This window comes from Acinetobacter modestus (assembly GCF_014636095.1).
GTDB classification, from domain to species: domain Bacteria; phylum Pseudomonadota; class Gammaproteobacteria; order Pseudomonadales; family Moraxellaceae; genus Acinetobacter; species Acinetobacter modestus.
On the sequence record NZ_BMDV01000001.1, the window covers coordinates 194715 to 207430 of the forward strand.

14 protein-coding genes are annotated in these 12716 nt (G+C 34.4%); 8 read left to right on the plus strand and 6 right to left on the minus strand.

Annotated elements, in window-relative coordinates; all coding sequences use genetic code 11:
- Positions 1–6 precede the first annotated feature (6 nt).
- The 3 genes from IEV17_RS00995 (at position 7) to IEV17_RS01005 (ending at position 2598) form a co-directional block, all read left to right on the plus strand.
- A complete protein-coding gene (locus IEV17_RS00995) occupies positions 7–687 on the plus strand; it encodes a YoaK family protein (protein ID WP_004662424.1) in 681 nt (226 codons plus the stop codon).
- 3 nt (positions 688–690) lie between these two features.
- Positions 691–1230: a DUF2058 domain-containing protein gene (locus IEV17_RS01000; protein WP_004662427.1), complete on the plus strand. Its 540-nt coding sequence runs from the start codon at positions 691–693 to the stop codon at positions 1228–1230.
- A gap of 117 nt (positions 1231–1347) precedes the next feature.
- Positions 1348–2598 carry a mechanosensitive ion channel family protein gene (locus tag IEV17_RS01005; protein ID WP_004662430.1) on the plus strand — a complete coding sequence of 417 codons (1251 nt, stop codon included), beginning with the start codon at positions 1348–1350 and terminating at the stop codon, positions 2596–2598.
- 93 nt (positions 2599–2691) lie between these two features.
- Here IEV17_RS01005 and IEV17_RS01010 read toward each other — a convergent pair whose 3' ends face one another.
- From IEV17_RS01010 to IEV17_RS01035, 6 genes are all read right to left on the minus strand, one after another.
- Positions 2692–3483: a copper chaperone gene (locus IEV17_RS01010; RefSeq protein ID WP_004662431.1), complete on the minus strand. Its 792-nt coding sequence runs from the start codon at positions 3481–3483 to the stop codon at positions 2692–2694.
- Positions 3484–3496: 13 nt separating this feature from the next.
- Complete coding sequence (locus IEV17_RS01015; RefSeq protein ID WP_004662434.1) at positions 3497–5023, minus strand: tyrosinase family protein; 1527 nt, start codon at positions 5021–5023, stop codon at positions 3497–3499.
- 57 nt (positions 5024–5080) lie between these two features.
- Positions 5081–5536: a DUF7868 domain-containing protein gene (locus tag IEV17_RS01020; protein WP_004662435.1), complete on the minus strand. Its 456-nt coding sequence runs from the start codon at positions 5534–5536 to the stop codon at positions 5081–5083.
- A 165-nt stretch (positions 5537–5701) separates the two neighbouring features.
- The gene (locus IEV17_RS01025) at positions 5702–6355 is read right to left on the minus strand and encodes a hypothetical protein (protein ID WP_004662437.1); all 654 of its coding nucleotides are present in this window, start codon (positions 6353–6355) and stop codon (positions 5702–5704) included.
- 468 nt (positions 6356–6823) lie between these two features.
- The gene (locus IEV17_RS01030; RefSeq protein WP_004662439.1) at positions 6824–7003 is read right to left on the minus strand and encodes a hypothetical protein; all 180 of its coding nucleotides are present in this window, start codon (positions 7001–7003) and stop codon (positions 6824–6826) included.
- Positions 7004–7196: 193 nt separating this feature from the next.
- Positions 7197–7391, minus strand: a complete 195-nt coding sequence (locus IEV17_RS01035) for a hypothetical protein (protein ID WP_004662441.1) — start codon at positions 7389–7391, stop codon at positions 7197–7199.
- A 600-nt stretch (positions 7392–7991) separates the two neighbouring features.
- On the opposite strand from IEV17_RS01035, the gene IEV17_RS01040 reads away from it, so the two are divergent.
- The 5 genes from IEV17_RS01040 to gcvH all read left to right on the plus strand — a co-directional run bounded on the left by IEV17_RS01040 (position 7992) and on the right by gcvH (position 12682).
- Positions 7992–8522 carry a hypothetical protein gene (locus IEV17_RS01040; RefSeq protein ID WP_004662443.1) on the plus strand — a complete coding sequence of 177 codons (531 nt, stop codon included), beginning with the start codon at positions 7992–7994 and terminating at the stop codon, positions 8520–8522.
- A gap of 244 nt (positions 8523–8766) precedes the next feature.
- Positions 8767–10617: an ABC transporter ATP-binding protein gene (locus IEV17_RS01045; protein ID WP_004662446.1), complete on the plus strand. Its 1851-nt coding sequence runs from the start codon at positions 8767–8769 to the stop codon at positions 10615–10617.
- Positions 10617–11057, plus strand: coding sequence for a MaoC family dehydratase (locus IEV17_RS01050; protein ID WP_004662447.1), 441 nt, complete (start codon positions 10617–10619; stop codon positions 11055–11057). The genes IEV17_RS01045 and IEV17_RS01050 overlap by 1 nt, the downstream gene beginning before the upstream one ends.
- A 127-nt stretch (positions 11058–11184) precedes the next feature.
- The gene (locus tag IEV17_RS01055) at positions 11185–12210 is read left to right on the plus strand and encodes an AraC family transcriptional regulator (protein ID WP_004662449.1); all 1026 of its coding nucleotides are present in this window, start codon (positions 11185–11187) and stop codon (positions 12208–12210) included.
- Between the two features lie 97 nt (positions 12211–12307).
- Positions 12308–12682, plus strand: a complete 375-nt coding sequence (gcvH, locus tag IEV17_RS01060; protein WP_004662452.1) for a glycine cleavage system protein GcvH — start codon at positions 12308–12310, stop codon at positions 12680–12682.
- The last annotated feature ends 34 nt before the right edge of the window (positions 12683–12716 follow it).

The following is a 12716-nucleotide window of genomic DNA, read 5'->3' on the forward strand; positions in this document are numbered from 1 at the left end:
ATTGTTATGCCCTTACAGCGTTTACCAAACTGGATTCAACTTGGTGCTTTTTTACTCGCACTAAATGCTGGTATGGTTAACGTATTGGGGCTATTTACTGTTCTACATCAATCAGTTTCACACATGACTGGCAATGTCAGCATGCTCGCAATGAGTTTGCTAGAATGGCAACCAGAGCATTTTATTTATCTCAGTTTGGTAGTTTTATGTTTCGTGATTGGATCGTTTTACAGCGGTCTCATTCTTGGTGATAGCAATGTCTCTTTTGGCCATCATTACGGTTTCCCACTTAGTTTAGTTGCTGCATTTCTATTTTTAACTTGGCTTTTGTTACCTTACTTCCCGCGCTATGGTTTGTTGTGGGCATGTGTCGCCATGGGCGTACAAAATGCGATGGTCAGTCACTATAAAGGTGCAATTATCCGTACAACACATTTATCAGGTGTTTTAACGGATATTGGCTTAACCTTAGGTTATAAAGTTCGTGGTCTAAAAATTGAAAATAGACGTATTTTTTTACACTTGCTCATCTTTCTAGGATTTTTTATCGGTGGGCTTATTGCGAGTTTGCTTTATCCTTATTTAAAATTACAAACTTTTCTTATACCAGCAAGTTTAAGTCTGACTATGAGTATAGCTTACTGGGTAATTTACTTTCGCTCTTCATCAAACTCGAATTCGGATTGAATTATGGTTAAAAATGCATTACAAGCTCAGTTACTCAAAGCGGGTTTGGTCGACAATAAAAAAGCCAAAAAATTAACCAAACAGGTGCAACATGAACAACGCACTGGACAACATGATGATGCCTCATTAAAAGCTGAAATCGATCGAGTGAATCAAGAGAAATTAGCAAAAGACCAAGCACTGAATTTAGAAAAACAAAAGGTTTTAGAAGAAAAGGCGCTTAAAGCTTCAATTATTCAAATGATCAAGCAACATAAGATTTTACAAACAGAGGGTGATGTTACCTATCAATTCATTGATGAGGGGAAAATCAAAAAGGTTTATCTTTCACAACAAGTTTATAATGCGTTAGTGACGGGTTCTTTAGTTATTGCTAAAGATCAAGATAAATATGCTTATCTCCCCAAAGCTCTTGCAGAAAAAATTGATCAGAAAATGCAAGGATTTATTCTGGTTAACAATAATACTGAGAAAAATGATCAAGCAACTGATGAAGAAGATCCATACGCGGCTTATGTCATTCCAGATGATTTAATGTGGTAAATCACACTTCATTAATGTAATACAACCTTACAGTTCGTATTCAAAATGTGATCAACTTATCATAAATCCTTTTAACGCCTTACAATTAACAAAGTAAAAATTGTAAGGCGTTTTGATTTGAATTATTTAAGTTTTATTAGCGAAATTAGAAGTGAATTAAGCCAATACCCTTGGTTAGAAATGCTTATTTCATTCGCAATTTTGATTTTTCTGGCGGCTTTAGCAAATTTTATTGCCAAAAGAATTATTGTACGTGGTATTCGCCATATCATTACTAAACTTAAGTCACCCCACCAATCAATTTTTGCCCAACACAGCGTTACACGTCGATTTGCAAATATCGTTCCTGCGATAGTGATCATGAATGGAATCAGTGCAGTTCCCCATCTTCCATTAAAAGTAATTACATTAATACAAATGGGAGCGCAAGCATTTATTTTTCTAACGCTTGCTTTATCAATTAGTGAAGCACTGAATATTTTTAACTTAGTGTATCAACGCAATCCAAAATCTAGAAATAAACCCATCAAAGGTTATTTACAGCTGATCAAACTGATTTTATTCGTTGTCTGTGGTCTTATGATTTTAGGTACTTTTCTTAAAAAAGATGTGTTTACTTTACTCGCAGGCTTCGGTGCAATGGCAGCAGTTCTCATGCTAGTCTTCCAAAATACGATCCTGTCTTTAGTCGCAAGTGTACAAATTGCCTCTTATGATATGGTTCGTATTGGAGACTGGATTGAGATGCCCTCGTTAAATGCAGATGGCGACGTGATTGATATGTCTCTGCATACAGTGACTGTACAAAATTTCGATAAAACACTGACCACCATTCCGACCAACAAACTTGTCACCGATACATTTAGAAATTGGCGTGGTATGAGTAATTCTGGCTGCCGTCGTATTAAACGTTCAATATTTCTTGACCAAAGTAGTGTTCACTTTATGACTGATAGTGAACAGCGAAAATTAAAAGATTTTTTACTTTTAGACCATTATCTTGATGCAAAACAAGATGAAATTAATAAGTTTAATGATCATCTAAGCAATCAATCAGAATACAACCAACGTCGTTTAACCAATGTGGGAACATTCCGTGCTTATGTAGAGTTCTATATACGCCAACATCAAGGTATTGCGCAGAATCAAACTATTTTAGTTCGTCAACTACAACCCACCAGTGAAGGTCTACCTTTAGAAATTTATGCGTTTACAAATACGACAGCATGGGCATCTTACGAAGCGACTCAATCTGATATTTTCGATCATTTGATTGCAATTATTCCTGAATTTGGTTTGAGAATTTATCAAGCACCATCAGGATATGATTTTAAAACCTATTTGCCTGTTAAAGATGTTCAAATCTAATGTGAACTAAGATTTAAGGCTTTACATTTTTCAATACTAAAGCCTTAAAGTATTCAAATAGAAAAACCTTTAAACCTAATTTCCCAAAATTTTCTATGAAACCCTAAAATGTGTCGATAATGCAGTTTTATTCTTATCAGTTGAGTGTTTATATAATTTTTGCAATAAACCAAGATAAGGAATTCGCCATTGTTCTGGTTTCCAAGGCAGACTCTGTTCAAAATACATAATAAAGGTAAACAGTGGCATAAAATACATAGTCTGTTGCATGGTAAATAGTGAAATCCACATCAATGGCCAACACATCCCAACACAATAAAATGCCTTTTTTGAACCGTAGTTAAAACAGTCAATCACGGATTGAAAACCAAATGGATTGATGATCGGTGGAATATGGCATCTGTTCAGACTGACTTGTTTCCAAGGTGTTGCTTGCCAAAATAATAGAGCAACGAAGATAGAGCCCAAGATAAGTTCTTTAGAATGATTAAAAAAATTATTCAGAATCTCTGTGGCTACCAAAAGCCCTATGCCTGTTAAAGTCCAAAAAAACATATAACCCAAAAAGAATGAAATTAAACCGAGATATCTTTTTCTTGGAAAATTTTTTCTCCAAATGAATAAAACTGAATCGGAAAGCAAAGGAAACATCATTGCAATAAGCATTAAAAACCAATGTATGTTTATGGCCTGTACAATAACAGACCATAAACTATTACTTTGTTGAACATGAGCATGATGATGGAGATGTCCTTCTACAGGCATATTGAATTGGGTCATAAAGATAGGTTGCAGCAACAAAAATAACCACACAAATAACCCAACACCCAATAGTATTGAAAAAGGCGGACGTTTAACTATCGATAAATATGCCTGTAATTTCATGATACTTAAATCCTTACAAGCCTTCTCGATACACGCTAATTTGCCCAATACTTAAATCTGTATCAGCAGCTAAAGGTTGACGTGGTACAAATGAAATAGGGAAAGCATTAGTGCCAGCTATCTGTTTATTCAAATGAAGTTCATCAAAATAATCAGTAATATCAACAATAATATTTAGCCCTGCTCCACCATGTTCTTCTTTGCTACTCGACGCTTTACGAATACCAAATAAACCAATGGATTCAACCAAGCTGGTTTTGTTTTGGTCGCTATCGTCTGTCAAAGTCGTATAAATATCGAGAATAATCCCTTCACGATTTGCTTTAACATTTTCAAGTTTTAGAAATACTCGATCTGGTTCAGCAACATTACTTTGAGATGATTCATCCAATGCCATAAAACTTTTTTGCAAAGTATTTTTCATTTTGTGATCTAAAGGAATAGTGACATTGGTTAGACCATCAATCTGCAATTTTTTTGTTGTTGCACCTATAAGTTCTGAAGCAACTGGCTGTAAATCAATTGAGTTCTTAAAAGATTCTAAACCAAATGTTTTCGCTCGATTTTCGCTGGTAGATAACATTTCTTGAGTTGAATTTACACCAGAGCCTGGCGTGTATTCATAGCCCAATTGCTTACCATTTACATTGATATCGGAATTATCTTGCACAGCTTGAGGTGTATATTGCCATGAATCACCCGAAGCCAAAGGCATAATAAATTGTCGACTGCCAATAGGACCTTGTAACCATTGCGGATCAATAGGGTTTGATCGCCCATTACCAAGTTCCAACCAAACGCTCCATAAACGGTCGATATTGGCGTGGTGCAAATAAAATATTGGGTCTAGTCCTGCAGAATCGGGGTCACTCATAATGCCATTATCACCACCAATATCATCATGTACCAAATTATGTGGCTTACTTTCTAGGTCACCAAATATACGATTTGAGTGGGAAAAGGAAGTTACTGGCCCACCAAATGCTTTAAAATTATGTGGTGTCGTAAACTCCAAATCTTCTAAAGCAGTCAGGGTTATATCTTGAGCTGGTAATGGATGATAAGTACCATAACGTTGAGCTACATATAATGGATTAACACTACCATCTGGTAAGTGTGTCCGTTCAAAGGCTGGTGGCATGTAGGCTGCATTTGGGTTAGTTGTATCGCTGTAATCCCAAAATGGTAATGCCCAGTCTTGTGGACCGCCTTGCGCGATAATTTCGGCTCTGAGTATAGACTCTATTGCAACTAGATAGCCACGATGCCAAGGTACAAAAAACCATGTACCATGTTGGCATTGTCGCCAATATGTTGCCTGCACTTCTGCTGTTGGTAGTTGATCAACTGTTGGATCGTAATAACCAAAACTCTCCCATAATTCAGCATCAAAACCATGTATACCAGCGAAAAAACGCCAACTTGTAGGATCATCCAATGCTTTAGCCTTTAAAGCACCGACCGCTTTAGCATACCAAAATAATATTGGATCATCTAAATCCCCACCATTTGCCCAAACACTTTTTCGGATATATGTCATTTTATTCTCATTCCTTTATGATTGTTTATAAAAAACGATAACGATGAAATTATTCATTTAGATAATGATTTCTTTTAGAATAGAAATTTTCTCTATTGTTATCTTATTATTGGCATTTAACATTTTACGATTCGAAATACTAATATTAAAAAAGAAATTATTCAAATGTTTTATATTCTTTAGATTAATTTTATTATATATAAATTTACTAACATCAATTGAATAATCTATTCCAACACCATGTTCCTTTACAATTTTTTTAACTCCGAATAATGCAATTGAATCGACATGGTTTTCGACCATAAAGTCCTGTTTTACACAATCATCCAAACTTAAAAATACATCTAAAACAATACCTTCCTCAGAAGCTTCAATCGAATAGAATTTCAACCAAAATCTCTGCTTATCACTTCCATATTTAGTTAAGCCACTCATATCATTAAAAATTAATGATAATGAAATTTTATCGCACAGAACAATAGATTTATCAGTTTCAGAAATTTTCTCTATCATATACGTTATTATTCATATAATAATTTTATTTCAAATATTATACCTAAAAAAATTAAATTACACAAAGTTAGTTTAAAATTTTATTATTTAATTTAATTAAACTTTAAGATTATTTAAAAGTATAAATTAAAAAAGCTCATCTATTGATGAGCTTTTTTAATATTTCTAGAAATCGTATTTAAGTCCAACTCGATAAGTAATACCATCCAGATCTAATACATCAGAAGCTGCTGTACTACAAAAATAACTAGTACAAACATCTTTAAGATTTTCTATATACAACCACTTATAGCCCAACCCTGCATAAACAGCGAGGTCTTTTTGAAAATAGTGTCCAACCTCTAACTCAACAGGTAATGTGACGTAACGTAGCTTAACATCATAATCATCTGCTTTTACCCAAGCATAACCAACACCAATATTGGCATTTGCGTAGGTATTATCAAAATTGTAAAATTTGTAGCCACCTTTAACGTTAATTTCAGTATTTTTCCAATTCGAATTTCTCTGAAAGTTTAAACCAACGCTTGTACTCAATGAATTTAGAGCTGTAACCGTTAAGCCCGCACCAACTCCATTAAGTTTTTGATCACCACCTAAATCATTAGATCCAATTTTTGAGCCATAATATTCTGCAAAAATAGAAGTTTGAAGACCATTACTGTTTTCATCTTGATTAACTGTAGCAGTTGCTTGCAAAGTCTGCTCACCTAATGCTTGTGGTGTACCATAATTAATTTGTAGTGGTGTATCACTCCACGCATTTATAGTTACTATACCCAATGTTAAACCAAAAACCCCTGGAACAATTTTCCCCATGTAATTACCTATTTTTATTTAAAATTAAGATTCTAGAGCATAATTTATTTTGTTCTAAAAAAATACTATTTAGAATTATAAGAGTTCATCTACCATCTAAACAGTTAATCGAAACTGATTTTTCAGAAAAATCATAAAAATTTTACCAATAACAGATGTTCTTGTTATTTAAAGAACTAGATTTTTTGGAGTGCGATGAAATCGCTAAAGTTGGAAAATTTTACGCTTTGTATGACTTACTAGTTTTCGCTTAGTCATATCTATTTATTAGTTCTACTCAACAACCTTACGACGTGTTTTTAAGAATTATTAATTATAGAGTAATTTGTAAAATCCATATTTAAAATTATTTTCAATCTTTTAAACTAAAAACCTATTGCTACGTTTTTGATTTTTTACATTCTTCAACTTTGATACCTAATGAATTGCTGAAGAATTTCCACAAAAATTCTTCAGCTAAATTTATTGTTATTTATTCCAATTCAGCAGATTTATATTGAATTCTGATGCAAATAGATAAGATGCCGTCATCAAAGCGAATGAAACAGCAATCAGAAGCGCATCTGTTGACGAAGTTCCAATCACTAAAAATACCAAACCAGTAATAAACAGCATACAAACTGTTAAATTCCCCAAGATCTTAAACATTTTTATCCTAATTGTGAATTGCATCACAATTATCTATTTTTTTAACAACTATTACCAGTACCAATCATCGCTTGATTATGACCGTTCATCAAACAATCTAAAATTCTCAAACAGGACTTAGATTGTTTAAAACAGTAAAAAAGCCCATTGGCATGGGCTTTTTAAATAGTTACTTTAATTATTCATGTATGTATCACTGAATGCTTAACTCATCGTCTTTAGCAATTACGACAGAGGTAAGAATTGGAATACCTAAGATCACAGGAACTACAATAATCCACAAATCTGTGGTTAATTTGCTTGAGAAGAAGAACTGAATAACGATAGCAGCCAAGATAAGTACTGAAAGGAGGACAGCCATAAAGCGAATCGCAAATTTAAGAAGCATTTCTAATCCTATGTGATTGTAATGGTTCATTTGAGTATACGCCTTGTATCACGTTTCATGCATTGATTTTTCACTATAAAAGCTGTATTTCAAATGAATTTTTAAATAATTGTTAGTGTCTTGCTCTTCCTCTATGAGACAAATAGAACTTAAAGTGAGTACACTCCTCTACAATACCAATCCGTAGCCTGCTAACTGATCAATTCGATTTCCCATCTTTTGCATCAAACCGACTCGTTCAACATACATCTAAAAATGTCTATCACTTATATCAGTTTTATCTCCTAAACACTTGTAGGGAAAAGACAGAAATTTTCTATCCTACTGATAGTTATTTGAATATAAAACTTAGATCTCGTTCGCAGTTTCTATAAAAAATTAGATAACATCCCTAAGTTTCAAATATTATTAAATACCTTTCATATTAATTTAATATAGTTAACTTATTATAACTTTTCGAATAGAAAGATTGATCAAATAGGCATTTTTGGATCAATAACCAATCAAAGGAAATAAATATTAATAAAACCTATTGAATTTTAATTTAAAAAAAAACATTATGTATAAATATTGTTAATTAATGTAATAATGAGTTAGAAGATGCCTCATTCAGCAATAAAATTCAAAAATGAAAAAGATTACTCATTTTTCTCCCAAACTGAGAATATCGGAAATCAATGTGAATTTATAGAACTTCATTTAGAAAAAATGAGTCATAAATCTACACTTTGGATGGATGCTGCGGTCATTGCAACATTCTCTTTTGGTTTCTTTAATAGCTTAAATAATGAGCTTAAAAATAAAATAATTGATTCATTAATGCTCATCAAAGCGAATCAACTCGAACCAATTCTCTTCCAAAGTTCAAATATAGTTGATGATAAAGGATTCTCACTTCATCACACCTTGATGTATGAATTAAACAATTTAAATGCTATAAAATTTTTATTTAATAAAGATTGGAATATTCATGAATTTAATAGTGCATGCCAAATAATCATGAGAGAATTAACAGCATTTGAAATGAATCTAAGTAATCAAATTTCAAATCTACTAAACAATAATCTAATTTGTAATTTACTTATTTGTTCAGTGGATGTTAACTTCGATATCATTTACACCATTCGTTAATATCAATCATTTGGATTGCTAATGATCTATTGAAATAATTCATTAGCAATTTCATTCACCATATTATTTGTTAAGAAAAAATTAATAACAAATAATATTTGAGATAAACTATTTTTGAAATTAAATTGGGAATTTAATTATCCTTTTTCGAACCAAGCCACATTCGCTCTTTTCATCTCTAAAGCTAATTTTCTGATATGCTACTGAACTAGCTGAATTAGAATTTCATCAGAGGATAAGTGTAATGCTGAGTTGGTTTGAAAAATTAGTTGATCCTTACCCAACGAAAGATTTAAACAAACCATTACCGACTACTTTTTTTGCTTTTGTTTGGCAATCAACGAAAGGGGTCAGACCATTCCTCTTTTTACTTATTGCTTGTACAGCTGCAGCAGCGTGCTTTGAGGCATTATTCTTTTCTTATATTGGTAAACTAGTTGATTGGCTCACTAAAAGTCAGCCTAATACTTTTTTAGAAACCAATCATCAAAATTTAACTATTCTCATAAGTATTTTATTCGCAAATATTTTCTTCGTAAGTTTGCAATCTATTGTCAAACACCAAGTGTTATTTAGTAATTTTCCAATGCGTATGCGCTGGTTATTCCATAATTTATTGTTGCAACAAACCTTAGATTTTTTCCATACCGATTTCGCTGGCCGCTTGTCTGCCAAAGTTATGCAAACTGCATTAGCGGTTCGTGAATTTTGGATGATCCTTGGTGACATGTTGGTTTATGTACTGATTTACTTTATTACGATTAGCTTTGTATTAGGCTCTATTTCGCCTGTTTTGATCGTCCCATTGCTTTTATGGCTTGTCTTATTTATTGCCATTGCCAGTTATTTCATTCCTCGTCTTGGTAAAGTTTCACAACAACAAGCAGATGCACGCGCGGTTATGACTGGACGTGTTACCGATGCTTATACCAATATTCAAACTGTGAAACTGTTTGCGCACGCTGGTCGTGAAAGTCAGTATGCAAAAGAGTCCATGCAAGAGTTTATGGTCACTGTTTATAAACAGATGCGCTTAGGTGTGAAATACCAAATCAGCATTCGTTTACTCAGTGCTTTTCTCTTTATAGGCGTGATTGGTAGTTCTGTTTGGTTATGGACACAAGGGCAAGCTGCTATTGGTGTAATCGCAGCAACCACGGCGATGGTTTTAAAGCTCGATAGCCTAGCCGAATTCATCATGTGGCACATCACGATGCTTTTCGAAAATGTTGGTACCATTCAAGATGGTATGAAAACTCTAGGTAAGCCCATCCAGATTCAAGATAAAAAAGATGCAACTGAACTAAAAGTTCAACAGGGTGAAATTCGTTTTGAAGATGTTAGTTTTGCTTATAATCAAAAAAATGTAATTGATCATTTCAATCTTACGATTAAACCTGGCGAGAAAATAGGTATCGTTGGTCGTTCTGGTGCGGGTAAATCTACTCTCATTCAGTTACTTTTGCATTTTTATGATATTAATCAGGGTCGTATCTTGATTGACGGGCAAAACATCCATGATGTTACACAAGATAGTTTACGTGCCAATATTGCACTGGTCACTCAAGATACCTCTCTATTACATCGTACGGTAGCTGAAAATATTAAATATGGTCGCCCTAATGCGACTGAAGCAGAGATTCAACTTGCTGTCAAAAAAGCCAAAGCAGAAGAATTTATTCCTCAATTGACTGATCAGAAAGGACGCGTTGGTTTTGATGCTTATGTCGGTGAACGTGGCGTAAAACTTTCTGGGGGGCAACGTCAACGTATTGCTATTTCTAGAGTTTTTTTAAAAGATGCACCTATTCTTATTTTAGACGAAGCAACAAGTGCCCTTGACTCAGAAGTTGAAGCTGCAATTCAAAGCAGTTTAAATGACTTAATGGTTGGCAAAACGGTCATTGCAATTGCACACCGTTTATCTACTATTGCTCAAATGGATCGTCTCATTGTACTTGATCAAGGCAAAATTGCTGAACAAGGTACACATGAGCAGCTTATTGCAAATGATGGCTTGTATGCACAATTATGGAAACGCCAAACAGGTGGTTTTTTAGTTGAGCAGCGAGTAGTGGCTCAGGACACAGAATAATGTTGTATTTAGAAGACTTAAATATTGGAGATCGCTTCATTAGTCGTGACTATGAAATCACGCTTGAAGAAGTGAAACAATTTGCAAGCCAGTATGACCCTCAACCTTTTCATCTAGATGAGCAAGCAGCTGAACAACATCCTATTTTTCAAGGTTTAGCTGCCAGTGGCTGGCATACCTCAGCAATCACAATGCGTTTATGGACCGAATGTTTTCCCATTGCAGGTGGTTTACTGGGTTCAGAATCTAGTCTTCGTTGGCCTCGCCCTACCCGTGTTGGTGATAAGATTCATGTAGAAATTGAAATTACTGCAATCGTGCCATCTAAAACCAAAACTGATCGTGGTATCGTCAGTTACGTTACGCAAGCTTTGAACCAACATGGCGATGTGCTATTAATATCAACAACCAAAATAATGGTCTTTAGAAAAGCAGCTTAATTTTGGAGATTGGGTGACTCTTTTGTCCAACAATTTTTATGATTGATTATTTTATTTCGTGTAAAGATGTTTCAGACTTAAATGTTTAAAAGATATTGGCAAAATTGATGAGCGCCACGGAAAGCACATGAAAACAACTTCAACTCGTCAAGATCAAGGTATACCAGGCGTCTATGGCTTATTGCTATTAGATGTTGTTTCACGCTGGGGATATAGCGATGAAACCTTATTTGCTCCTTTTCATTTAACTAGCGAGCAATTAGCTGACCCAAATTATCGAATTCCCACACCTATTGCGAATGAATTAGTTAAACATTCTTTACGTTTAACAGGTGAAAGTACATTAGGATTTCACCTAGGTACGCAAATGCGTATTTCTATTCATGGTTTTATTGGTTATGCCATTATGACTGCGCATGACATTACAGATGCAATTGCGCTTGCAAGCCGTTTTATTCAATTACGCTTACCTTTTTTACAACTTTACTTTTCTACTTTTGGACCTAAAGCAACCTTACAACTGCAATGTGATATTGAAGTTGAACCATTACGTACTGAAATTATCTTAGGTTTAACGATTGGTATTATGACCATGGCAAAAGCCTTAACAGGAATTGAAGACTTAAAGGGTGAAGTTGATTTAGATTTCCCTGAGCCTACGGGCTTTGATAAATATCGTGATAAATTAACCAGTACAGTACGTTTTAATCAGCCACATTTAATTTCGAGTTTTGATAAAAAATATCTCGGTTTAAAAATGGTGAATGCAGATCCAATTGCCAGCCAAATTGCAATTAATCAGTGTGAAACTGAACTTTCTGCTTTAGGCGAACGTCGTCGCCTTGCAATGCGCGTACGTGATATTTTAACCAATTCAGAACAGCATTATCTAAGCATCGAGAGTGTTGCTGAGCGTCTGCATATGTCAGACCGCACTCTAAAACGTCAGCTAGCAGCTGAAGGTACATCCTTCTCTACCTTGGTAGATGAAGTACGCTATCGTCATGCAACATCTTTACTATCCAGAACAGATTATAGTTTAGAACAAATTGCTGATGAATTAGGGTATTCTGATGTAGCGAATTTTAGCCGTGCATTTAAGCGCTGGAGTGGACGCAGTCCGAGTAACTGGCGTAAAGACCCTTATTTGTAATATTGCAAAGTGCTTCATTTATAAACACTTTTGTTTTAACTAAAAAACCTGTATAAAGCCAAATAAAATGATACGACAGATTGTTTAAGGAGTTGTCATGAATCATCCAGCAGATTTAAAATATGCACGAACACACGAATGGGTAAGAATCGAAGGTGATTTAGTTGTTACTGGAATCAGTGACCATGCTCAGTTGGAGTTAGGTGATTTAGTTTACGTTGAAACACCAGAAGTCGGTAGTCATGTGACTGCAACAGAACAAGCGGGCGTTGTTGAATCTGTTAAAACTGCATCTGACATCCATGCACCTGTTTCGGGTACTGTCGTTGAAGTGAATGCAGCGCTTGAAGATGATCCAGATTTTGTCAATGAAGAACCGTATGGTAAAGGTTGGATTTATAAAATCAAACCAGACAATATGGCTGATGTTGAAAAGCTCCTTTCACATAGTGAATATGAATCAGGTTTGTAATTTTAAATAAATTCAAACATTAAAAAGCCCAGTC